Genomic DNA, 23,703 nt, shown 5'->3' with positions numbered 1-23,703 from the left:
AGTCCTTGTGGTGTGGCGCTTATTCCACGCTAAATGTCAGGCCCGCATGCGACTGCAAACGTGCGATGAGTGCGTGCCCCATCGCTGATGCGGGCGTCCAGAATCCGCCCTTGGTTTCAGTGGCATCTTTCAACAAACAGATGGCGGCCTCAGCAATCATTTTGGAGGTGCTACCGTAGCCGGGGTCACGGTCGCCTTTCACGCCAACCTGCACCGATTGGCCTTGTTCGTTGGTGGCAATGAACAACACGTCGTAGCTGCCTGCTTCGCGCTCGGCTTTGGACGGGCCTTCGCCGGGTTTGAGTTTGTCTTCGCTCATGCTCTTGTCTTGCGCAATGGCGTTGGCAATGGCTTCGCCTTTTTCGCCAGGGCCCGTCACGATCATTTCGTCGTACACAAAGTCGGAGCCCCACACATGGTTCAACAAAAAGTTGGAGCGGTGTACATTGCGGGTGTTGATGGTGGCCATGATGAATGGTGCAACCCATACGCCCATCACTTCGTCCAACATAGGCTTGTGACCAGTAGGTTGTTTAGGACCTTCAAAACCAGGCGTGAGTGAGAATGGGTTCTTGAGCAAGTCAATGACGCCAGGCTGTGTGGCAGCAGCAGCCATGGTGGCCTTGAAGCTGGCTGCCGTACCGCCGGAGAATGTGCCCTTCATTTTGCGAACACGGCCGCGCACACGCGGTGCAGGTTTGCCAAAGCGTTTGGTCATTTCGTCTTGCGCCATGAACACACCCAAGTCGAAGGGGCTGGAGTCGAAACCGCATGAGAAGACCAGGCGCGCACCACTTTTTTCAGCGGCCGCTTGGTGCTGATCAATCATGTGGCGCATCCATGCAGGCTCGCCGCACAAGTCGACATAGTCCACCCCCGATTCGGCGCAGGCTTTGACCAATTCGTTGCCATAAAGTTGGTAGGGGCCGACAGCAGAGATGACCAAACGCGTACGAGACATCAGTGATTTCAAAGATGCTTCGTCGCTGCTTTCAATCACCACCAAAGGCGTGGTAGCGGGGGCGCCAATTTCGTCGCGCACGGCTTGTAGCTTGTCTAAACTGCGACCGCCCATGGCCCAAGTGAGGCCTGTGTCAGTGCGGGTTAACAAATACTCGGCGATGAGGCGGCCTGTAAAGCCAGTGGCGCCGTGCACCACGATGTCAAATTCTTTGGTCATGCGATACCTGTAGGAGAAAACGGCAGAGATTAACGCTGGAATCGAGAGTTTGCTGTCGCCTTGGAGATGTATCCTATAACCACAGTTTGATGAGAATACCAAGAAGGCCACAAACACCAATGACATGCATCACATTGCGTTTGTATTTAAAAAGCGCAATGGCGGCACCCATTGCAATGAGTGCAGAAGCAATGTCCAGTGATCCAGCAAATCCTTGCGGCCACAACGTGTGATAACCAAAGAACAAGGCCAAATTCAAGATCACACCCACCACTGCGGCTGTGATAGCCGTCAATGGTGCGGTGAATTTCAAATCATTATGCGTACTTTCTACAAAAGGGCCGCCCGCCAAAATAAAAATGAAGGAGGGTAAGAACGTGAACCACGTCACCAGTGTTGCGGCAAGGGCACCAGCTAGAAACAAATTGTCGGGTCCTAATACAGCTTTGGCATAGCCACCGATAAATCCTACATAGGCCACCACCATGATGAGTGGACCGGGTGTGGTTTCACCTAAGGCCAAGCCATCGATCATCTGCGTTGCAGTGACCCAGCCAAATTGTTCAACTGCGCCTTGGTAGACGTAGGGAAGTACCGCATAAGCACCGCCAAACGTTAGAAGCGCAGCTTTGGTGAAGAACCAACTCATCTGCGTCAAGGTGTGATCCCAGCCATGTTGCATCATTAGAAAAGCCATGGGCATTGTCCACAGCACAGCCCCAGCCAGCAAAACTTTGAGAAAGCGTTTCCATGTGAACATGGCATGTGAAGGTGTAGGTGTGTGGTCGTCAATCAGCGCAGGGCCGAAGGATGCTTGTGTGCTGGCATGCCCACCACTTGCACTGAAGGAAGCGGGTGACATGCGGCCACCGATCAAGCCAACAAGTGCTGCAACTACAACGATGATCGGGAAGGGCACATTCAGTGCAAAGATGGCCACAAAGCTGGCAGCCGCAATGGCAATTAAAAAATTGTTTTTCAAGGCTCTTGAACCAATGCGATGCGCCGCCTGCACCACGATGGCCGTCACAGCAGGCTTGATACCGTAGAACATACCTGCCACCCACGTGACGTGGCCAAACGCAATATAGAGCCAAGACAAGCCGATCATCATGAACAGCGAAGGCAAAACAAACAACGCGCCGGCAGCGATGCCACCGCGTGTCTTGTGCATCAACCAGCCGATGTAGGTGGCCAGCTGTTGAGCTTCGGGGCCGGGCAGGACCATGCAGTAGTTGAGGGCGTGCAGAAAGCGTTTTTCCGACAACCAACGCCTGCGTACCACCAGCTCTTCGTGCATGATGGCTATTTGGCCTGCTGGCCCGCCAAAGCTGATGAAGCCCAACTTGAACCAGAACCTCAGAGCCTGCCAAAAGCTCACGGCTTGTGGTGCCTCTGAAGTTACTTCCGGATGTGTTGTGTTCATCCGAAGAGTTTAGCGTGCGATTGCAAATGACTTAACTGAGAATGCCTGCAAAGTAGGCCGACAGCTCGTCATACGCATCGAGTGGTAAAACGTTCGCCACATATTGGTCAGGCCGCACCACAATCATGCAGCCTTTTTCACGGTTGATGCCGCGCATGTCAAAGATGTCGCCCAGTCCTTTGTGGTCCACACAGAAGACTTTTTCGTAGTCTTGCAAACCCAGCTTGCCTGTTTTGGGCTTCAGCAAAGAAGGCATCTTTTCGTAAGCCATTTGGTCAAAGGTTTGTTGAAACACTGCGCGGAAATCAATCACGGCGTCAATGTCTTCCCCTTTGCGGGTGTGCTTCAGTACAGGCGAATTGGGATTGGTTTCTAGCCAATCTGACAATTTGTGAATGGCCGAACCTGCAGTGGATGTGTCTGCCTTGCCTGCAAACGCGTAAATGCGCCAACGCGCATCGGCTTCCGCCACGTGGCCCAATTGCATTTGCTTGGCATCGGACACGCGCACCACAGGTGCTGAGTGAAAGCGACGGCCAATTTCCTCGCCGGTGGCCAGCGCTTGGTGCGGGCTGTCGGCAAAGAGATATGACTTGTCGTACTTCACCGCTGTGCCGCCTGTGAACTCCAAGTTGTCCTTGAACTGGCGAATGATGCGTGGCTCTTGCGTGCCATCACGTTCGGCTTGTGTGGTGGGCGCCGACATCACGCGCGACCATTTGTGATCGGTATCGACCAAGCGCTTGGCTTCGGTCATGCGTTCATAGGAGTAGCTGCGCAACAAGCTTGGATTCGCACGGCCCTGCAACACATGAATCAGTTTCCATCCCAGGTTGAACGTGTCTTGCATCGACACGTTCATGCCTTGACCTGCTTTGGGGGAGTGGGTGTGGCATGCGTCACCCGCCACAAACACGTGGGGGTTGCGGCCAGTGTCATCGCCAACATCGTCAAATTTATCGGTCAGGCTGTGGCCAATGTCATAAATTGACCACCACACCACTTCTTTCACGTCCAGTGAGTAAGGCTTGATGATGCGATTGGCCGCAGCAATCATGTCGTCTTGCGTGAATTTTTTCTGCGCTGCTTTTTCGTCAGGGCGCAATTTGTCGAGCTCTACATACATGCGGAACACATAGCCACCTTCGCGTGGCAAGACCAAAATATTGCCTTCGTTGGCAGAAGAGATCAAACACTTTTGACGAATGTCCGGAAAATCGGTATTGGCCAGAATGTCCATCACGCCCCAAGCTTGGTGCGCCGCATCGCCATGCAACACACCGCCAATGGCTTTGCGCACAGAAGAGTGTGCGCCGTCGCAGCCCACCACATAGTTGGCGCGGACAGTTTTGGTGGCGCCCCAATTCAGGCCTGTCGAATCTTTCAGCACCACCGTGACGGGGTGGTCTTCTGTGGTGGGGTCTACGGTCAAGCTTAAAACTTCCCAGCCATAGTCGGGCGCCAAGCGAGAGGGTGAGTTTTGCATCACTTCTAAAAACAACTCGTGCAAACGCGCTTGGTTGATCAAGATGTGGGGCATTTCCGAGCTGTCATCGGCCACGTCTTGCACGCGCCCTACGCGCTTGATGTGCGCAGGGTTGGCAGGGTCGGGCATCCAGAAAGCCGTCTGATTGACCCAATAAGTTTCGCGCTTGACCTTGTCGGCAAAGCCAAAGGCTTGGAACATTTCCATGGTGCGCGTGTTGATGCCGTCGGCTTTGCCCTTGATGATGTTGGCGGGCATGCGCTCCACAATCATGGTGTCAATGTCAGGAAACTGGGCCAGTTGGGCGGCCAAGCAGAGGCCTGCAGGGCCGGTGCCAGAAATCAGCACATCGACTTTTTCCGGCATGGGCTCGTTAGCACCTCGGTTTCGGCGGTTGGGGGCTGCTTGCTTGATGTCGGGGTTACCGCCTCTGAAACCGTCTTTGTAAAACTGCATTCTGGTGCTCCTAAATTGCAAATTTGTCTGGCCAGTCGAGGCCACAGCCGAAATAATAACTGTGCTTATTAATTTCTGTCAAGATAGTAAGCATGCTTATTAAATGGACTTTTCCCCCCTTCAACAGGGCCCCTTTGCCTATACTCAAGGTCCGCGTGGAGGCGAAAGTTCGCTCTTGTTCTTCATATTTACAGACAAGTGCAAATGCTGCCAACGCCTCTCTCGCCATGGAAATCAAGGTCAATTTTCTCGACAAACTTCGCCTAGAAGCCAAGTTTGATGATTTCACGGTCATCGCCGACCAGCCCATTCGCTACAAAGGTGATGGCTCAGCACCTGGCCCGTTCGACTACTTTCTGGCTTCCTCTGCTTTGTGCGCTGCCTACTTTGTGAAGCTGTATTGCGACACTCGCAATATTTCCACAGAGCACATTCGGCTATCGCAAAACAACATTGTTGATCCCGAAAACCGCTACAAGCAAATCTTCAAAATTCAGGTGCAGTTGCCACCTGACATTTCGGAAGTCGACCGCCGCGGTATCCTGAATTCCATTGAGCGCTGCACCGTAAAAAAAGTGGTGCAAGAAGGCCCTGAATTTGTCATTGAAGAAGTGGCCAACTTGGATGAAGACGCTCAAGCCTTGCTCAGCCTCAAGCCCGATGCCCAAAGCAGCACCTTCATTTTGGGCAAAGACCTGCCCTTAGAGCAAACCATTGCCAACATGTCGGGCGTCTTGGCCAACCTCGGCATCAAGATTGAAATTGCCTCGTGGCGTAACATCATTCCCAATGTGTGGTCGCTGCACATTCGCGATGCGCATTCGCCCATGTGCTTTACCAATGGCAAAGGCGCTACCAAAGAGAGCGCACTGGCTTCTGCCTTAGGTGAATACATTGAACGTCTGAACAACAATCATTTTTTCGCAGGCGCCTATTGGGGCGAAGTCATGGCCAATGCCGAGTTTGTGCATTACCCCAACGAAAAATGGTTCAAGCCAGGTAAGAAAGACGCGCTGCCCAAAGAAATTTTGGACTCGCACTGCCTCAGCATTTACAACCCCGATGACGAACTCAAAGGTTCGCACTTGATCGACACCAATTCGGGCAATGTGGCGCGCGGTATTTGTTCGCTGCCTTTCGTTAGGCAATCAGACCAGCGAGTGGTGTACTTCCCATCCAACTTGGTCGAGAACCTGTTTGTGAGTAACGGCATGAGCGCAGGCAACACTTTGGCCGAAGCGCAAGTGCAATGCTTGTCGGAAATTTTTGAACGCGCGGTGAAGAAAGAAATTCTGGAAGGCGAAATTTGCTTGCCCGATGTGCCACCTGAAGTGCTGGCCAAATATTCCAGCATCATGGCGGGCATTCAAGGCCTTGAAGCGCAAGGCTTTCCCGTGTTGGTGAAAGACGCCTCACTTGGCGGTGTGTATCCCGTGATGTGCGTTACTTTGATGAACCCTCGTACAGGCGGTGTGTTTGCCTCCTTTGGCGCACATCCCAGCATGGAAGTGGCCTTGGAGCGCAGTCTGACTGAGCTCCTTCAAGGTCGCAGCTTTGAAGGCTTGAACGATTTGCCACCGCCCACCTTTGAGAGCAATGCCGTGACAGAGCCCTACAACTTTGTAGAGCACTTCATTGACTCTAGCGGCATTGTGTCTTGGCGTTTCTTTAGTGCTAAGCCCGATTACGAATTTGTAGAGTGGAACTTTGCAGGCCAAGGCGCCACAGCCAATGCCGACGAAGCCGCCAGCTTATTTGGCATCTTGCAAAGCATGGGCAAAGAGGTTTACACCACCGTGCATGATCAACTGGGCTCAATGGCATGCCGAATTTTGGTGCCAGGGTATTCTGAAATCTATCCCATCGAGGATTTGATTTGGGACAACACCAACAAAGCCTTGTTGTTTCGTGAAGATATTTTGAACCTGCACCGCTTGAGCGACAAAAGCTTGGCTGCGCTGCTAGACCGTTTGGAAAACAACGAGCTGGACGAGTACGCCGACATTGCCACGCTCATTGGCATTGAGTTTGATGAAAACACTGAATGGGGTCAGCTGACGGTGCTGGAGCTAAAGCTGCTGATCAACTTGGCCTTGAAACAACTGGATGCCGCGCAGGAGTTGGTGGGTGCTTTCTTGCAGTACAACGACAACACCGTTGAACGCAAGCTGTTTTACCAAGCCCTGAATGTGGCGCTAGAAGTGTCTCTGGACCCAGACCTTGAAATGGCCAACTACGAACACAACTTTCGCCGAATGTTTGGCGATGCGCGCTTGGATGCCGTCTTGGGTTCAGTGAACGGCAGTGTGCGTTTCCATGGCCTGACACCCACCAGCATGAAACTGGAAGGCTTAGACAGACATCACCGCTTGATGGACAGTTTGAGGAAATTGCATGCGGCTAGAAATTTGTTGGGCCAGCAAAGGCCGTAAATTGGCGTGAATGAATTGACCAAAATACGTGGATTGTTGGCCTTGCCGCAACTCAATCAGTTCATTTTTGAGACTGTCAGTGTCCACACGTGTTAAGTACCTTGCCATCTGAACTTGTTTGATTTGAAGTCCTATTTTGCTTTCGATGTGAACAAAGTTGTCAGACAAAATCAAGGACTCGTAGTCGTTGGCATGAATGGCGTTGTAGATGAATGCGATGAGCAGAGCCGCAATTTCAACCATCGAAAAAGGCAGGATGTAATGGGCGCCCGCCCAAAAGAAGGCGGTTCCAATCAGCAGCGTCACCAGGCCCAAGACCCCAAAAATGCGCGCAATTTGAGACGGCGCCATGGAGATGTTCCTTTTCAGGTGCCACCGCCAAGTTGAGCCATCACCACTGCCAAGAACATTTTGGGTCAGGTGTCCACTGTCCATTTGATGCAAAGTTCGTCAAAAACCCATTATCAGAAAAGACCGAAGACACGAACCTCAGTAAGGTAATTGGCAGACAAGCAGAATGGCAAACTTATCTGCAGAAGCCCGCCATACCATCGCTATGCCCCAAAGAATTTCAATTTACGTGCTCTTGCTGGTCACTTTGGGTGTCTTCCTCAATCACTTTTCGGTTGAGCACAAAGAAAACGGCTACCTGCTGATGGTGGACGGTCGAGAAGTGGATGCCATTGGCATCGCCCAAGACAACTGGGTGAAACTGACGCGAAACTGCAGCCGTGTCAGGTCTGTCGATGCACAGACACCTGAGCTTTTAACTTTGCTGCAATTGATTCGAGACTACAGTCCGCCGGCTTCCGAAACAGCGCATGTCATCCAAGCGGCCACGACGGGGAATTGGGCCTTGGTTGAGGTCAAATTCAAAGACTTGCTACCCGCTGTGGTGCTCATCGACCAAACAGTTCAGCCACCTCAAATTGTGCCCAATGCCATTTGGAGTGGTGAAACCCACCCTTGGCGACCTGCGCCTTTTGTTCGACAATACATTTCAAGCAAAGCCCCTCAAGCGCCTTCAGACTTGCTGGACTGCTTCGAGCCGCAATTGAAAAACTTGTAAACACCGTCTTGGAGATCGCATCATGCAAGACCTCGAATTGCTGGGTGTGCCAGGCTCTCCCTACACCCGCAAGATGCTGGCGCTGCTTCGATACCGCCGCATACCCCATCGAATGATTTGGGGGTCTCATTTTGAGCCGCTTGCCAACTACCCCGCGCCCAAGGTCAAGCTTTTACCGACGTTTTACTTTCCTACCGCCAATGGCAAAGAAGCGGTTGTTGACTCTACCCCCATCATTCAGCGATTGGAACGTGAGCATGACGACAGAAAAGTCGTGCCCGACGATCCTTTGCTACGCTTTCTGACCAACTTGATCGAAGACTTTGCAGATGAGTGGGTCACCAAGGCGATGTTTCACTACCGCTGGCATTTCTCCGAAGATGCTGCCAATGCAGGTCCTTTGCTGGCATTCTGGCAAAACCTGCACCTGGAGGAAGAACCGGCCAGGGCTTCAAGTCAAGCCTTTGCTTCAAGGCAAATTTCTAGGCTTTATGTGGTGGGTTCGAGTCATCAAACTGCGCGCATCATTGAGTCCAGCTTTGAGCGCTTGGTGGGCATCATGGACCGCATCATTGAGCGTCAAGGTTTTGTGTTGGGAACTCGCCCTTCAGCCGGCGACTTTGCTATCTATGGTCAATTGACGCAACTCGTTTGGGTCGATCCCACGCCGGCGCGTTTTGTTGCGAAGCATTCACCCCGGTTGCGAGCCTGGATTGATCGGACAGACGATCTGTCTGGTCTTCAGGGAGATCAATGGCTGCCTCGCTCTGAACTTCGCATTCATCTAGGTGAATTGATTCAAGAAATTGGGCGCGTCTATGTGCCATTTTTGATCGCCAATGCAAAAGCCATTCAAGAGGGACGCGAAGAATTTGAAACGCTCATCGATGGACAAGCATGGGCTCAGCCCGTGTTTCCTTACCAAGCTAAATGCCTTGAACATTTGCGACGAGAAGCTATTTCATTGCCGGCTGATGTCCATCATGAATTGAGGTCTTTGTTCAATGGCACAGGGTGTGAAAAATTACTGCCTTGATTCAAAAAAAAAGGTCAAATTCGAAATGAATTTGACCCTTCGGGTATGTGGTGGTGCATGGTTTATCACTCGGGAACTTTCTATTCGCACTCAATCATGCTAGCGAGTACTAGAGCGTGAATGCGAGGAAGAAATTTTGACCACACGGATAGATCACATCATTCGAATTCTAAAAGCCCGCTACGCAGCGCGAACGGACCATCGATCCTACGGTAGTTATCAGCCCGCAAACCACAAACCGGCCATTGACGTGGTGGAGCAGTGCCCAGCGCCAGTGACCGGTGCAGAGGGTACTTCCGGCGTTGACGACGTGACCTAATCAAGTGCACGCCCTTCGCCTTGTTCCTCGACCGTTTGGCCATCGCGGATGTGGTAGATCCGCTTGAAGGTCGGGATAATTTTCTCGTCGTGGGTCACTACGATGATGGCGGTCTGCGCCTGACGGGCCATGTCATTGAGGATGCTGACCACGGCCAGGGCGCGTTCGCTGTCCAGGGGCGCGGTCGGCTCGTCGGCCAGAATCACCGGCGGTTTGTTGGCCAGCGCCCGGGCGATTGAAACCCGTTGCTGCTCGCCACCGGAAAGCTGCGCTGGTTCGGCTTTGGCACGGTGAGCGACATCCAGAGCATTCAGCAATTCAAGTGCACGCTGCCGCGCCTGGACATTGGGCACACCTGCCAGCATGGGCAGCAGCGCTACGTTGTCGGTCACGTCCAGGAACGGGATCAGATAGGGCGCCTGAAACACAAAGCCGATCCGGTCACGTCGCAAGGCGCGCAGGTCGGGCGTTTTCCAGCCATCGTCATAAATGACTTCGTCGCCCAGTGTCATGCGACCGGACGTGGGCTCAATGATCGCCCCCAGGCATTTGAGCAAAGTGCTTTTGCCGGAACCAGACGGCCCCACCAGCCCGACCACTTCACCAGGAGCGACCTGCATGTTGACGTTTTTCAGCGCTTCGACCGCCGTGTCGCCATGGCCATAAACCTTGCGCAGGTTTTCGATGCGAATGCCACCAGTTTGCTTGATCATTTCAGGGTCCTCAACTGATGGCTTGCGCGGGATCGACACGCAAGGCGACACGTATCGCCAGCGTGCTGGCCAGCGCACAAATGAGCATGGTGGCACCGAAGCCAACCACCGCGTCCTGCGTGAGCAACAGCACGAACTTGGGGAACACCGGTGCCCAAATTGTCGCGGCCACCTTGCCCACCACAAAGCCGATTACACCCAGACCCAGCGCCTGCTGCAAGATCATCGTCGCGATGGTGAGGTTGCGGGTACCGATCAGTTTGAGCACCGCGATCTCACGGATCTTGCCCAGCGTCATGGTGTAGATGATGAAGGCCACAATCGCCGCGCTCACCACAGCCAGAATGGCCAAAAACATGCCGATCTGTTTGGCCGAAGTGGCAATCAATTTATCCACCAGGATGTTCTCCATGTCAGCACGGGTAAACACGGTCAGGTGCTTCCAACGTTGGATTGGCTCGGCCACACGTTCAGCGCTCCATCCATTGGCCACACGCACCAGCACAGCATTGACGTTGCGGCTGCTGGTCTGCAAGTTCTGCACCGCATCGAGCAGGCCCGGCACTGCAGGTCGGTTGAATGCTGGATTGGCGGCTGTACGCACACGGTCGTTCACGATGGCGTCGTTGTCCTTGAGGAACTGCGCTTCCTGAGCATCCTTGATCGGGATGAAGACCATCGGGTCGCCGCCAGATGACACCATGCGGCGTGTCAGGCCCACCACCTCGTAGGTGTGGCGCCGGATTTCCACCCGGTCCCCCAGCGAGAGTCCGGTCTTGACGTCAGCCACCGCCTCGTAATGGCTGCGCGTGAGATGCCGGCCAGCCAATAAATGGCCAGGCTGCCCGGGCAAGCCAGCGAAACCCGGCTCGATCCCGACCACCATGGTCCGCGCCTCTTTGCCTCCTACCGTCCTGACCTGCATGGTGAAGTAAGTGATGTTGGCCGCCATGGCCACGCCGGGCATGCCCGCAATGCTGCGCACCACATCGTCCTTGAGACTGGATGATTCAGCATATGGTCCCTGCGTGTCCTTTTGAACCACCCAGAGGTCGGCACCGCTGTTGTTCAACAAAGCTTGGGCATCGTCGACCATGCCGCGAAACACGCCAGCCATGGTCAATGTCACGCCAATGAGCAAACCCAGCCCCAGACCGGTGAACACAAACTTGGCCCAACTGTGCTGAATGTCGCGCGCCGCCAGGCTGATCATGGCTGCGCCTTTTTAACCAGAGCGTCCACCACCTTGAAGCGGGCTCCTGTCGACAGCGGCTTATCGCTGTACACCACCACGGTGTCACCAGAGGCCAGTCCGCTCAGCGCCTGTACGCGGCCGTCCAGACTGGACACTCCCCACTGCACGGAAACAAAGTCCAATGCGCCGTCTTTCAGACGCCACACGCCCGTTCGGCCCTGATGCGTCTGCACACTGGCCTGCGGTACCGCCAAGGCCTGATCCTCTGGCTGCAACTGGAGCGTGACCTCGGCCATCTCGCCGATCGACAGTGATGCAGGCGTTTGATCAAACGTCACTTGTGCGATGCGCTCCTCGGTCACTGCATCGGCCTGCAACTCCAGCCGTTCCACCTTACCGGTCAGCACCTGCTGCGGTTGCGAGCGCAACACAATCTGGGCGGGCAAACCAAGCGCCAACCCTCTCGAGCGTGCCTGGTCCACGCGCAACTTCACCCAGAGGGTGGCGGGATTGGCCAGCCTGATCACGGCTTGACCGGCCACCACTGTGCTGCCTGCCTCAGCATCGCGGCTGACCACCACCGCATCGGCCGGTGCGATCAATCGGGTGTTCTGTCTTTGCTGCACGGCCGCTGCACGCTCGGCCTGCAGGCGTTGGGCGTCCTGGCGGGTCGCCTGCAAGTTGGCTTGAGCGGCCTCGTGTGCGGCCTGCGCAGACTGCAGCTCCTGCTCGCGCCCCTCTAGCGCTGACGGGCTGATGAAGTTCTGCCGAGCCAATTCCTTTTGCCGGTTCAGATTGGTGGTGGCAAGCTCTCGTCGGGCTTTGGCGTCTGCCAATTGAGCCTGTGCTGCCGTTTGAACACTCACCGCCTTGGCAAGTGCGGCATCTTGCGCCTGCAAGCGTTGGTCCAAATCCACTGGATCCATCTCTGCCAACAACTGTCCAGCCTTGACCGCCTGCCCCGCATCGACATGCACCCGCAATACGCGACCCGCCACCGTGGGGCCCATCAGCCAGCTTTGACGCGCTTCCACACTGCCAATGCCAAACACCGAGGGCGTCAGATTTTCGCTCTTGACTTGTGTCACTGTAACTTTAGTCGGGGCAAGTGGCCCCATGCGAGTCGCCACGAATCCCAGAGCCACAATCACGATCGCGGCACTGGTTGCGACCAAGACCTGCCGCTTGTTGATATTGGAGAGTGTCATCGGCGCTTCTTTCGTCAGATTTTAGGTTTTGGCAACAGGCCTGCCTCGTAGAGTTTGAACACGGCTTTGCCCTGTCGTGCCAGTCCATGGAGATTGCCCGTGACCAGAGACTGCATGACCAGCCCCTGAACTGCACCCATAAATAGGACCACTGCCGACGGAATATCCACATCTTTTGCCAGCAAGCGCTCTTCGCGGGCCTGGGCCAGCAGTTGGGTCACCAGAGTCCGGTAGTCAGCCATCAGTTGCTGCACCCTGCTTTTGAGCGGTGTGGGCTTGGCATGCTGCAACTCTTGAAAGACAAGTCGGGGAACACCAGGAAACTGCACAACAAAATCGATGTGAGCCAAGAAGACAGCACACAGGGCCTGCAAGGCATTGTCCTGCCGTGCTTGTGCTGCTTGCTCAAGCTGCTCCATCAAGGACTGGCGTACCCAATCAAGAACAGCCAGCCAGATGGCCTCCTTGCTGTCGAAATGCTTGAATACGCCCCCTTGGGTGATGCCGATGACCAAGGCCAGATCACCCGTGGTGATTTCAGCCGGGCTGCGCTGAGCGGCCAATCTCAAGGCTGCCTGGATCAGTTCTGCCTGGCGGTCTTCGCTTTTGAGCTTGATTCGTGTGTTGGCGACCATAAGATAAGTAATTGATGAATTACTTTATCATAATTCCCAATGCCCTTTGAGTCGGTCGTAACACCATGTTCGGCGATTGAGGAAATAAAAAATCGAGCGCTCGAAGAGACTGTCACCAACTATGTCGATGGGAAGGTGACTACTCGCACCCCCCTGTTTAGCCGTGAGGTGCAAGCACTGGAAACGCTGATTGAACGAAATCAGCGTTGGGTCACCAAGCCCAGAAACAAGATTTGACGGTCTTGCAAACTGCACTTGCTCGTGGACGTCAATGGCAAATGATGCTGGAGTCAGGGAAATTCAAAAACCTGCGTGAAATTGCCGCTGACGAAAAGGTTGATCCAGGCTATGTCAGTCGGATGATGAACATGAACCTGCTTTGCCCAGAGCTTGTCAGACGCATACTAGACGATGATCTTGAGTCCGATTTTTCTTTCAACGAAATTTATCGGGACATCCCAGCTCTCTGGGAGGACCAATTCAAGAAATTCAAAGTGCCGATGAATGCGTGACGGCTACTGCGTTCAAGTCTGCGAAGCAACCTTCGCGGGACGACAGTCGCCGCACATGAACATGCTCTGATTCAAAGGTCGCTTGAACGTGCCAAGCGAACGGGGTTTGTGCAGACCACACTTGTAGCAACTCATGGTGCTTGTAGGGCTAGACCCGCCAAATGGCGAACCGCCAACTTTGGCTTTGTACCTTAGGCCGGTCTTGTCAATTTTTGTTTCTGCGGGTTGGCGACTCATGCTGAGAATTTTAGACGGCAGGCAGCTCTGACCAGTTAGTGAATCAAACAACACCCGTGCAATTCACACACTTACTTCTCCCCCCCGTCGGCGTATCATTTCCCTCGAAATCACACTCATCTGTTCGGGTTTCAATGCTCGTCTGGCTTCTGGAAACACCAAACCTTCTTCGGACCGGATGTGATCCTTGTAGATTGAAATAAATGCGTCCATGTCGGCCAGTTCCGCTTGGCTGAAGGGGCTCTTGGTGTTGGCGTCTTCTTGTGCCACACGCGCTAGCGCCTGACGCACCTCACCCCAAAGGTTTTCCATTCTAAGATGCTCTTGCCTCAGACGCAAAATCAGCAGATCTAGATGGTCGTTACACATCGCCATTGCCGCTGGAAATATATGTAGTTCTTCATCCTGGTGGTGCAAAGGCGCAGCCAGATCAAAGTAGCGCATCACGTCCACCGCAGCATCAACTGCTTGGGCATCGCATCCGTTTTTTGCTACATGCTTCCTCAGACGGTTCAACAAATCCAGCATGCGCTGGACTCGCTCATGACAGGCTTCAAGCATTTCAAAAGGTGCTTCAAAGCCCACGCCAGGGGAACGCAGGCCTGGCAAACTAACACCTATGACCACTTCCGCTTTGGTCGGGGTGCTCATGCGCTGTCTCCCCAAATTCGAGTGAACTGCTGCACCTCAGGGCGTAGTTTGAAGGGTTTGCGCGAACTCACGGTGCCCACACTCAAACAACAAATAACGTGCTCAGAAGCCCCCAGCCCCAAACCAGCCCGAAAACAGGTGGCTTTGAGCGCTTTGCCGCTCGTCAGGGCCGAGCCGTAGCCCATGGCGTTGGCCAACAACATGAGGTTTTGCACCGCGCAGCCCGCGCTCAACACGCGCTCGTTCAGGTCAATTTCGGCTGAGCCCTTAGCCTCGTCCACGATCAGCAGCATCAGCAAAGGGGCCCGCAGGGCCTTGTCGCGAGCTTGATCAAGCTGCTCGGTCGATGCGCTCGGGTCACGCTCCAGCAAGGCGGCTGCAAACAGATCACCCAAATCGGCCCGTTTGTGTTCGGGGATGATCAAAAACCGCCAAGGGTTGATCATGTCATGGTCGGGCGCGGCCGCAGCAGCCTGAAACAATTGCGCCAGTTCCGCCGCGTCAGGCCCGGGTGCCACCAGGCGCTTGGGCAACACCGTCTGGCGCGAAGTCATCAGATGGCTAGCCATACGATTAGCGGTGTGTTTGTCTGTATCGCTCATTCAGGTATTTCTCCTTGGCCACACCCATTACGTTCAATTTGCAATGATCTGGCCATCTTGCTCAACATAGGGTACGAACGGCCCGGTGCCGCTGTGCGAGGACTGCGACGCGGGCACAAAATCACCCCGCTGTACATCGAACACATGCACCTCGCCGTCTTCAATCACATAGTGCCAGCCGTGCAGGGTAAGGCGCCCCGCCTCGATTTCACGCCGGACCATGGGATAGTCCATCAGGCGCTCGAGCTGCAAAACTACCGAACGCTGCTCGGTACGCATCAAAGCCTCGGGGCTGGGTCGCACCGGCAGCAGTGCCTCGTCAGCCAGTTTGAGCCAGCTTTGCAACGCCTTGGCTTCTGCCGGAGCACCTTCGTATGCTGTGCGGATCGCGCCACAGTGGCTGTGCCCGCATACGATGATGCGCCGCACATGCAGCTCCAGCACCGCAAATTCGATGCCCGCCATGGTGCCATGCAGCCCATGCGAACCATCGTATGGCGGCACCAACGCGCCCACATTGCGTACGATGAACAACTCACCCGGGCCAGTACCAGTCAACAGATAGGGTACCAGGCGCGAGTCCGAGCAACCAATGAACAAGGTCTTGGGGTGCTGCCCCTGCGCCACCAGATCCTGAAAACGTTGCTGGTGCAGCGGAAAATAATCCGCATGAAAGCGCTGCAAACGCAGTAGCAGTTCATCGATCGAATCCGGCAACACATGCTCGTTCATGGCTATTGATTTATTGCACCAGGGGCGAAGCATCGCCCTCCAGCGCTAGGCCTTGCACCTGCGCGAGGCCCCCCAATCGGCGCATGTACTGACCCAATGCGGTCGCACGAGACTGCCATTGCAGGCGGGTGGCTATCTGAGTTTGCAACTGCGCAAACTCAGGCAGGTGCCCTGGGTTCACCTCCAGCACATCGACGATGTGAAAGCCAAAGCGCGTGTGCACCAAGCGCGGACGCAGGCCCAATGCCAGACTGGACTCGGCCAGGAAGAACAATTCCTTGGCAAACTCAGGCGCGCAGTCTTGAGGCGTGAGCCAGCCCAGATCACCGCCTTGTGCCCCCGATGGGCAGTTGGACAACTCGGCAGCCAATTGAGCAAAGCGCTCGGGCGACGCCGACTTGTTGCTTAGCTCAAGCAAAGCCGCTTCGGCGCGTTGCGCCAGCGCGGGCACATTTACGCCGAGCGTGACAGCAAACAGGATATGGCGAACACGGCGCGCTTGCCCCACCGTGAACTGCGCCTTTTGCGCGTCGTAATAGCGCAACGCTTCTTCAGGCGTGGGCTGGGGCGATACTACTTCCTGGTCCAGCATCCGGTCGATTACGGCTTGTTCGTTGGCATTCAGCTCGGGTGCGGTCAGGCTCGCATGCGCAGGCAACAGGCCCAAGCGCACGGCCTCTTGGCGCAGCAGTTCGGCATGCGCCCGCTCCAGCAGGTGTTCTGCCGACAAGGTCTCTCCGGGGGCGAGCAAGGCGATGCCGTTAATGGAAGGTGGCGTGGAAGGCGTCTCAGCCAGCGAAACATCGTTGGCCGCTTCAGACTGTGCGGCAAGCACCGCCGCTGGCATGGATGCTGCTGTGCGCTCATAAGCCGTAGATGAAGCCGTAGATGAAGCCGAAGATGCAGACGCGCTGCCGCAACCGCAAGAACCGCTGCCGCACGAACCGGATGCGCCCGCGGTGCCCAGCGGCTGATCTGTCAAGGTGTCAAAGTTCATATGAAGCCCCAATGCATGGTTTCAAAAATGTGGACGTCCGATCAGCTACGGCCAAACGGGGACCGTGGCGTCATGCCCACGCGGCGGCTGCGCACCACTTGGTATGGGCGCACCACATAACCCAGCGTGCCAAAACCGCTCCAGACGTGCACCAGCCGGGTGAACGGAAAGATAAAGAAGATGCTCATGCCCAAGAACATGTGGGCCTTGAAAATCCAGCTGGCTTCGGCCAGCAGCTCTACTGCACCGCCACGGAAAGTGACGATGCGCTGCGCCCATTCGGCCAGCTTGAGCATCATGCTACCGTCCAAGTGCTGGGCCGACAGCGGGATGGTAGCCAGGCCCAGCGCAAACTGCGCCCACAGCAAGACCAGCAGCACGATGTCGCTGGTTTTGCTGTTGACCCGGATGCGGTCGTCCGATAAACGGCGGTGCAAGAGTAGCGTGACCCCCACAAAGCCGAGCACGCCAAACACACCGCCCGAGACCATTGCCAGCAGCTGCTTGTAGCCCGCGCTCATGAAAGACTCGTACACAAAGTGCGGCGTGAGCATGCCCACGCTGTGCCCGCCAAACAAGAACAGAACGCCCACATGGAACAGGTTACTTCCCCAGCGCAACTGGCCTCTGCGCAGCAGCTGCGAAGAATCACTCTTCCAGCTGTACTGGTCACGGTCAAAACGGATCAGGCTGCCAAGCAAAAACACGCTCAGCGCGATGTAGGGATAAACGCCAAAGATGAAGTGGTCCAAGTAGCTCATGCTGCAACTCCCCGAGTTTGGGTGGATGTTTTTCTGACGATGTGAACGGGCTGCGCCTCGCCCGGCCGAGCCTGGCCGCGTGTGCTGCAACCGTCAAAGGCTTCGGGCTCGCTCCAGCTCTCGTCAAGTGGCTCGTCGGCGACGATCTGCACCGCCTGGGCCTTGTGCCCGGCCAGCTCCAGCACCGCCGCCAGAACCACCGCATAAGGGCTCTCGCGTTTGAGCAAGGCGCTGAAGATGGCGTTCAGGATGTGCGCCATCTCGCCCAAAAAGGACTTGGCCACCTCGGGGGGCTGGGTCGATGCGAACTCGAGCACCACGCACAAATGGTCGGGCAGCTCGTCCGGCGACAGGAACAGGCCCGACTGTTCATAGGTCTTGGTTAGGTCGATCATGGCCGGACCCCGGTCGCGCGAGTCGCCATGCACATGCTCGAACAGGTGCAGGCAAGTGGCGCGGCCCCGGTCGAAGGTCTCCACATAGCGCGACTCGGCGTCCAAGCTGTCTAAGCGCTGCAAGTGCGTGACCAAGGTTTGCAGTTCTGCCTGACGTGCTGCGCTCAAAGCGTCCTCTTCTTTCAGCACCGGCATCAGCTGGGGCAGCTGTGCGCGCTGTGCAGCGTCCGGGTAAGACAAGAGCTGCGACAGCGCGCGCAAGGTGTATCGGTTGTTTTTCATGAGGAACCTCGCTTCAGACCACAGGCTGGATGGGGATGGTGCGGCGCTTGTCGCCACCGAACAGACTCGCTTCGGACTGGCCGTCCGAGCAACCGTTGCCAAACGAGAAGCCGCAACCGCCGCGCATGTCAAAAGTGTTCTCGGCATATTCGCGGTGCGAGCTGGGGATCACAAAGCGGTCTTCGTAATTGGCAATCGCCATGACGTGGTACATCTCTTCGACCTGAGCCACCGTCAGACCGGTTTGCTCCAGCACCGCCAGGTTGTCTATGCCGTCCACATGTTTGCTGCGCTGGTAAGTGCGCATGGCCAGCATGCGCTCCAAGGCGCGGGTCACAGGTGCGGTGTCACCGGCGGTGAGCAGGTTGGCCAGGTACTGCACCGGAATGCGCATTTGCGACACATCGGGCAGCTCGCCGTTCATGCCCACATGGCCTGCGTTGGCAGCCGCCGTGATGGGCGATAGCGGTGGCACGTACCAGACCATGGGCAGCGTGCGGTACTCGGGGTGCAGCGGCAGCGCCACTTTCCAGTCGATGGCCATTTTGTAAACCGGGCTGTTGCGTGCGCCCTCCAGCCAAGCCTCGGGAATGCCGTCCAGCCTAGCCTGCTCGATCACCTTGGGGTCGTTCGGGTTCAGGAATATATCGAGCTGGGACTGGTAGAGGTCTTTTTCGTTTTCGGTGCTGGCCGCTTCGGCGATGCGGTCTGCGTCATACAGCACCACACCCAGGTAACGGATGCGGCCCACACAGGTTTCCGAGCACACCGTGGGCTGACCCGCTTCAATGCGCGGGTAGCAGAAGATGCATTTCTCGGCCTTGCCGCTTTGCCAGTTGTAGTAAATCTTCTTGTAGGGGCAGCCGCTCACGCACATGCGCCAGCCACGGCATTTGTCCTGATCGATCAGCACAATGCCGTCGTCCTCGCGCTTGTAGATCGAGCCAGAGGGGCACGAGGCAACGCACGCCGGGTTCAGACAGTGCTCGCAAAGGCGAGGCAAATACATCATGAAGGTGTTTTCAAACTGACCCACCATGTCTTTTTGCACCTGCTCGAAATTGGCCAGGTTGGCGTCTTTGCTGCGCTTGCTGAACTCGCCCCCCAGAATTTCTTCCCAGTTAGGGCCCCACTCGATCTTTTGCATGCGCTGGCCGGTGATCAGGCTGCGCGGACGCGCAGTGGGCGTGGCCTTGGACTCGGGCGCACCCTGCAGGTGTTCGTAATCGTAGGTAAAGGGCTCGTAGTAATCGTCAATCTGCGGCATGTTCGGATTGGAAAAAATACGCATGAGCAGTTTCCATTTGCCGCCCTGCTTGGGCTCGATGGAACCATCGGCCTTGCGTGTCCAGCCGCCGTTCCAGCGATCCTGGTTTTCCCAGTCCTTGGGGTAGCCAATGCCGGGCTTGGTTTCCACGTTGTTGAACCAGGCGTATTCCACGCCGGGTCGGCTGGTCCAGACGTTTTTGCAGGTGACCGAGCAGGTGTGGCAACCGATGCATTTGTCTAGGTTCAGCACCATCGCAATTTGTGCACGAATTTTCATGTTTTTTCTCCTTCAAGCCTGCACAGTGGCAGGGGCTTCACCGTCGAGCCAATCCACCTTGCGCATCTTGCGCACTACGACAAATTCATCGCGGTTGGTACCAATGGTTCCGTAGTAGTTGAAGCCGTAGCTGAACTGGGCGTAGCCGCCGATCATGTGGGTGGGCTTGGTCACGATGCGGGTGACCGAGTTGTGGATGCCGCCACGAATACCGGTGATTTCCGAGCCGGGGGTGTTGATGGTTTTTTCCTGCGCGTGGTACATCATGACCATGCCCGGATTGACCCGCTGGCTGACCACGGCACGGGCCGCAATCGCGCCGTTGCTGTTGAACAGTTCGACCCAGTCGTTGTCCACAATGCCTGCGTTTTTCGCATCGTCTTCGCTGAGCCAAATCACCGGCCCCCCCCGGTTGAGCGTGAGCATATGCAGGTTGTCGCTGTACGTGCTGTGGATGCCCCATTTTTGGTGCGGCGTGATGAAGTTGAGCGAGATTTCCTTGTTTCCGTTGGGCCTGCGGTCAATCATCTCGTCCACCGTCTTCAGGTCCACGGGTGGGCGGTAACTGGTCATGCCTTCGCCAAATGCCTGCATCCAGGGGTGGTCTAGATAAAACTGCTGACGCCCGGTGAGCGTTCGCCACGGGATGTACTCGTGCACATTGGTGTAACCGGCGTTGTAGGAGACCTTTTCACTCTCCAGCCCCGACCAGGTGGGCGAACTGATGATCTTGCGCGGCTGGGCTTGGATGTCGCGGAAACGGATTTTTTCGTCTTCGCGGTGCAAGGCCAGGTGCGTGTGGTCGCGCCCGGTGATTTTGCTGAGCGCCTCCCATGCCTTGACTGCCACATGGCCGTTGGTCTCGGGGGCCAGTTGCAGCACCACTTCGCAAGCATCGATATCGGTGCTGATGTTGGGCATGCCCTGTGTAACGCCCTCCGCGCGGACCTTGCCATTGAGCTCGCCAAGCTGGTGTACTTCGTCGGTAGTGTTCCAGCCAATGCCCTTGCCACCGTTACCCGCTTTTTCCATCAAAGGGCCCAGCGCCGTGAAGCGTTTGTAGGTGTTGGGGTAATCGCGCTCTACCACCGAGATTTGGGGCCCGGTTTTACCGGGAATCAGCTCGCACTCGCCTTTACTCCATTCTTTCACATCAAAGGCCTGGGCCAGCTCGGCCGGAGTGTCGTGCATCAAAGGCATGAGCATCAGCTCTTTTTCAACGCCCAGATGGCCCACACACACTTCGCTGAAGGCTTTGGCGAAACCTTTGTAAATTTCCCAATCGCTCTTGCTTTGCCAGGCCGGGTCCACGGCGGTGGACAGCGGGTGGATGAAGGGGTGCATGTCGCTGGTGTTGAGGTCGTTCTTCTCGTACCAAGTGGCGGTGGGCAGCACGATGTCCGAATACAGGCAAGTCGTGCTCATGCGGAAGTCCAGCGTCACCAAGAGGTCCAGCTTGCCTTCGGGCGCTTTGTCATGCCAAGTCACTTCGGTCGGCTTGGCGTCTTCGGCCCCCAGGTCCTTGCCCTGCACACCGTGGGAGGTGCCCAGCAGATGCTTGAGGAAATACTCGTGCCCCTTGCCCGAAGACCCCAGGATGTTGGAACGCCAAACAAACATGTTGCGCGGCCAGTTGAGCGGGTGGTCTGGGTCTTCGCAGCTCATCTTGAGGCTGCCGTCCTTCAAGGCCTTGACCGCGTAGTCTTTGGGGTCCATGCCCTGAGCCTGTGCGTCCTTGACGACCTGCATCGGGTTGGTCTGCAGCTGCGGCGCACTGGGCAGCCAGCCCATGCGCTCGGCGCGCACGTTGTAGTCGATCATGCTGCCGCCAAACTTGGACTTGTCAGCCAGCGGCGAGAGGATCTCCTCCACGCCCAGCCGCTCGTAGCGCCACTGGTCGGTATGCGCATAAAAGAAGCTGGTGCTGTTCATCTGGCGAGGTGGGCGCACCCAGTCCAGCGCAAAAGCCAGCGCGGTCCAGCCGGTCTGGGGACGCAGCTTTTCCTGGCCCACATAGTGCGCCCAGCCGCCACCGCTTTGGCCAATGCAACCGCACATCATCAGCATGTTGATGATGCCGCGGTAGTTCATGTCGCTGTGGTACCAGTGGTTCATGGCCGCGCCGATGATGACCATAGACTTGCCACGAGTCTTGTCGGCGTTGTCGGCAAACTGGCGGGCTACGGCGATCACTTGGTCGCGCTTCACGCCGGTGATCTTTTCCTGCCAGGCAGGGGTGTAGGGGGTGTCGTGGTCATAGCTGGTGGCGGCGTTTTCGCCGGGCAGTCCTCGAGCTACGCCGTAGTTGGCAGCCGTCAGGTCAAACACCGTGGCCACCAGGGCGTAGCGCTCTTCACCGGCCTTGCCCAGCTTGATGCGTCGCACCGGAACATGCCGCACCAGCACATCGTCCACCGCGCTGGCTTGTTTGTTGGCACTGAAGTTGGGGGTGTCGATGCCGCCAAAATACGGGAACGCTACCTCGCCCACTTCGTACTCACTTGCCTCACCCTCCATCAGGCTCAGCTTGAGCTTGACTTCGTTGCCGCCTCGCGCCTCTTTGTTATCGAGATTCCATTTGCCAGCGTCACTGCGGCCTTCAGCACCCCAGCGGAAACCAATGGAGCCATTAGGCAGGACTACGCGGTCGTTCTGGTCCAGCGCCACGGTTTTCCACTCGGGGTTGTTGTCCTGGCCAAGCTTGCCGTTGAAGTCGCTAGCCCGCAGGTAGCGGGCGGGCACCGCGACCTTGCGGCCATCGGGCAAGGTGCGCTCTTCGAGCTGCACCAGGTTGGGCATGTCGGTGTAGCGGCGCACATAGTCATCAAAGTAGGCGCTGCGCTTGTCGAAGTAAAACTCTTTCAGGATCACATGGCCCATGGCCATAGCAATGGCTGCATCGGTGCCCTGCTTGGGGTGCATCCACAAATCGGCAAGCTTGCTGATCTCGGCATAGTCGGGCGTGATGGCCACGGTCTTGGCCCCTTTGTAGCGTACCTCGGTAAAGAAGTGGGCATCGGGCGTGCGCGTCTGCGGCACGTTGGAGCCCCAGGCGATGATGTAAGTCGAGTTGTACCAATCTGCTGACTCGGGCACATCGGTCTGTTCGCCCCAGACTTGCGGACTGGCAGGTGGCAAGTCGCAATACCAGTCGTAAAAGCTCATGCACACGCCGCCAATAAGCGACAGGTAACGGCTGCCTGCGGCGTAGCTGACCATGGACATGGCCGGAATGGGCGAAAAGCCGATGATGCGGTCAGGGCCGTATTGTTTGGCGGTATAGACGTTGGCACTGGCAATAAGTTGGTTGACTTCGTCCCATGTGCTGCGCACAAAGCCGCCCAGGCCGCGCTGCTGCTGCCACTCGCGGCGGGCGTCTTCGTTTTGCACGATGCTGGCCCAGGCGTCCACCGGGCTCTTGGCTACAGCCAGCGCGGCGCGCCAGTGCTGCAGCAAACGGGCGCGGATCATCGGGTACTTGACACGGTTCGCGCTGTATAAATACCAAGAATACGAAGCGCCACGGGCACAACCGCGCGGCTCGTGGTTGGGCAAATCAGCGCGGGTGCGCGGGTAATCGGTCTGCTGGGTTTCCCAAGTGACGATGCCGCCCTTGACATAGATTTTCCAAGAGCACGAGCCAGTACAGTTCACACCGTGAGTGCTTCGCACAATCTTGTCGTGCGCCCAGCGGTTGCGGTAGGCGTCTTCCCAAGTGCGATCTTCGTCGGTGGTCACACCGTGCCCGCCCGAGAAAGGCTCTTTGGGGTTTGAAAAGTAATTCAGTCGGTCCAGAAAATGGCTCATCTTTTTCTCCAATTCAGCGGGGCGGT

General features: G+C 56.3%; 21 protein-coding genes. 5 read left to right on the top strand and 16 right to left on the bottom strand.

The genetic code is table 11. From position 1 onward, the window contains the following. Positions 1-19 precede the first annotated feature (19 nt). The 3 genes from L103DPR2_RS13375 to L103DPR2_RS13365 all read right to left on the bottom strand — a co-directional run bounded on the left by L103DPR2_RS13375 (position 20) and on the right by L103DPR2_RS13365 (position 4,548). Entirely contained in the window at positions 20-1,180 is a 1,161-nt protein-coding gene (locus L103DPR2_RS13375; RefSeq protein ID WP_055361562.1) for a saccharopine dehydrogenase family protein, read from the bottom strand. A 73-nt stretch (positions 1,181-1,253) separates the two neighbouring features. Then, positions 1,254-2,606, bottom strand: coding sequence for a chromate efflux transporter (chrA, locus tag L103DPR2_RS13370; protein WP_055361560.1), 1,353 nt, complete (start codon positions 2,604-2,606; stop codon positions 1,254-1,256). 31 nt (positions 2,607-2,637) lie between these two features. Continuing rightward, positions 2,638-4,548 carry an FAD-dependent monooxygenase gene (locus L103DPR2_RS13365; RefSeq protein WP_055361558.1) on the bottom strand — a complete coding sequence of 637 codons (1,911 nt, stop codon included), beginning with the start codon at positions 4,546-4,548 and terminating at the stop codon, positions 2,638-2,640. Positions 4,549-4,775: 227 nt separating this feature from the next. Here L103DPR2_RS13365 and L103DPR2_RS13355 point away from each other — a divergent pair, with 227 nt between their 5' ends. After that, positions 4,776-6,980 carry an OsmC domain/YcaO domain-containing protein gene (locus L103DPR2_RS13355; protein ID WP_055361555.1) on the top strand — a complete coding sequence of 735 codons (2,205 nt, stop codon included), beginning with the start codon at positions 4,776-4,778 and terminating at the stop codon, positions 6,978-6,980. Here the strand turns inward: L103DPR2_RS13355 and L103DPR2_RS13350 are convergent. Next, entirely contained in the window at positions 6,900-7,331 is a 432-nt protein-coding gene (locus tag L103DPR2_RS13350; protein WP_197274882.1) for a DUF2244 domain-containing protein, read from the bottom strand. The two genes, L103DPR2_RS13355 and L103DPR2_RS13350, sit on opposite strands and share 81 nt — an antisense overlap. Positions 7,332-7,497: 166 nt before the next feature. On the opposite strand from L103DPR2_RS13350, the gene L103DPR2_RS13345 reads away from it, so the two are divergent. The 3 genes from L103DPR2_RS13345 to L103DPR2_RS14345 all read left to right on the top strand — a co-directional run bounded on the left by L103DPR2_RS13345 (position 7,498) and on the right by L103DPR2_RS14345 (position 9,404). After that, complete coding sequence (locus L103DPR2_RS13345) at positions 7,498-8,049, top strand: hypothetical protein (protein WP_055361550.1); 552 nt, start codon at positions 7,498-7,500, stop codon at positions 8,047-8,049. Positions 8,050-8,071: 22 nt separating this feature from the next. Then, positions 8,072-9,085 carry a glutathione S-transferase family protein gene (locus tag L103DPR2_RS13340; RefSeq protein WP_055361548.1) on the top strand — a complete coding sequence of 338 codons (1,014 nt, stop codon included), beginning with the start codon at positions 8,072-8,074 and terminating at the stop codon, positions 9,083-9,085. A gap of 136 nt (positions 9,086-9,221) precedes the next feature. Next, a complete protein-coding gene (locus L103DPR2_RS14345) occupies positions 9,222-9,404 on the top strand; it encodes a hypothetical protein (RefSeq protein ID WP_156339919.1) in 183 nt (60 codons plus the stop codon). Here the strand turns inward: L103DPR2_RS14345 and L103DPR2_RS13335 are convergent. Genes L103DPR2_RS13335 through L103DPR2_RS13320 form a run of 4 tightly spaced genes read right to left on the bottom strand, consistent with a single transcriptional unit; the run spans position 9,401 to position 13,155 of the window. Then, positions 9,401-10,117: an ABC transporter ATP-binding protein gene (locus L103DPR2_RS13335; protein ID WP_055361546.1), complete on the bottom strand. Its 717-nt coding sequence runs from the start codon at positions 10,115-10,117 to the stop codon at positions 9,401-9,403. The genes L103DPR2_RS14345 and L103DPR2_RS13335 overlap by 4 nt on opposite strands. 10 nt (positions 10,118-10,127) lie before the next feature. Further along, a complete protein-coding gene (locus L103DPR2_RS13330) occupies positions 10,128-11,330 on the bottom strand; it encodes an ABC transporter permease (RefSeq protein ID WP_055361545.1) in 1,203 nt (400 codons plus the stop codon). Then, positions 11,327-12,520 (bottom strand): efflux RND transporter periplasmic adaptor subunit, encoded by a 1,194-nt coding sequence (locus L103DPR2_RS13325; protein ID WP_055361543.1) that lies wholly within the window; start codon positions 12,518-12,520, stop codon positions 11,327-11,329. The genes L103DPR2_RS13330 and L103DPR2_RS13325 overlap by 4 nt, the downstream gene beginning before the upstream one ends. 14 nt (positions 12,521-12,534) lie before the next feature. Then, the gene (locus L103DPR2_RS13320; RefSeq protein ID WP_055361542.1) at positions 12,535-13,155 is read right to left on the bottom strand and encodes a TetR/AcrR family transcriptional regulator; all 621 of its coding nucleotides are present in this window, start codon (positions 13,153-13,155) and stop codon (positions 12,535-12,537) included. 242 nt (positions 13,156-13,397) lie between these two features. Between L103DPR2_RS13320 and L103DPR2_RS13315 the strand changes: the two genes are divergently transcribed. After that, positions 13,398-13,667 carry a hypothetical protein gene (locus L103DPR2_RS13315; RefSeq protein ID WP_156339918.1) on the top strand — a complete coding sequence of 90 codons (270 nt, stop codon included), beginning with the start codon at positions 13,398-13,400 and terminating at the stop codon, positions 13,665-13,667. 300 nt (positions 13,668-13,967) lie between these two features. On the opposite strand, the gene L103DPR2_RS13310 is transcribed toward L103DPR2_RS13315, so the two are convergent. Genes L103DPR2_RS13310 through L103DPR2_RS13275 form a run of 8 tightly spaced genes read right to left on the bottom strand, consistent with a single transcriptional unit; the run spans position 13,968 to position 23,677 of the window. Then, entirely contained in the window at positions 13,968-14,555 is a 588-nt protein-coding gene (locus L103DPR2_RS13310) for a hemerythrin domain-containing protein (protein WP_055361538.1), read from the bottom strand. Continuing rightward, positions 14,552-15,157, bottom strand: a complete 606-nt coding sequence (locus L103DPR2_RS13305) for a nitroreductase family protein (protein ID WP_055361536.1) — start codon at positions 15,155-15,157, stop codon at positions 14,552-14,554. The genes L103DPR2_RS13310 and L103DPR2_RS13305 overlap by 4 nt, the downstream gene beginning before the upstream one ends. 33 nt (positions 15,158-15,190) lie before the next feature. Beyond that, positions 15,191-15,889 carry a carbonic anhydrase gene (locus tag L103DPR2_RS13300; RefSeq protein ID WP_055361535.1) on the bottom strand — a complete coding sequence of 233 codons (699 nt, stop codon included), beginning with the start codon at positions 15,887-15,889 and terminating at the stop codon, positions 15,191-15,193. 10 nt (positions 15,890-15,899) lie between these two features. Continuing rightward, positions 15,900-16,886 (bottom strand): peptidylprolyl isomerase, encoded by a 987-nt coding sequence (locus L103DPR2_RS13295; RefSeq protein WP_231717651.1) that lies wholly within the window; start codon positions 16,884-16,886, stop codon positions 15,900-15,902. 41 nt (positions 16,887-16,927) lie between these two features. Next, the gene (narI, locus tag L103DPR2_RS13290; protein WP_055361534.1) at positions 16,928-17,647 is read right to left on the bottom strand and encodes a respiratory nitrate reductase subunit gamma; all 720 of its coding nucleotides are present in this window, start codon (positions 17,645-17,647) and stop codon (positions 16,928-16,930) included. After that, positions 17,644-18,324 (bottom strand): nitrate reductase molybdenum cofactor assembly chaperone, encoded by a 681-nt coding sequence (narJ, locus tag L103DPR2_RS13285; protein ID WP_055361533.1) that lies wholly within the window; start codon positions 18,322-18,324, stop codon positions 17,644-17,646. The genes narI and narJ overlap by 4 nt, the downstream gene beginning before the upstream one ends. 13 nt (positions 18,325-18,337) lie before the next feature. Further along, positions 18,338-19,870, bottom strand: a complete 1,533-nt coding sequence (gene narH / locus L103DPR2_RS13280; RefSeq protein WP_055361532.1) for a nitrate reductase subunit beta — start codon at positions 19,868-19,870, stop codon at positions 18,338-18,340. A gap of 12 nt (positions 19,871-19,882) precedes the next feature. Beyond that, a complete protein-coding gene (locus tag L103DPR2_RS13275; protein ID WP_055361531.1) occupies positions 19,883-23,677 on the bottom strand; it encodes a nitrate reductase subunit alpha in 3,795 nt (1,264 codons plus the stop codon). Positions 23,678-23,703: the final 26 nt, after the last annotated feature.

Origin of the sequence: Limnohabitans sp. 103DPR2 (assembly GCF_001412575.1) — a bacterium.
Classification (GTDB): domain Bacteria; phylum Pseudomonadota; class Gammaproteobacteria; order Burkholderiales; family Burkholderiaceae_C; genus Limnohabitans_A.
This window is presented reverse-complemented; position numbering and strand designations above follow the sequence as displayed.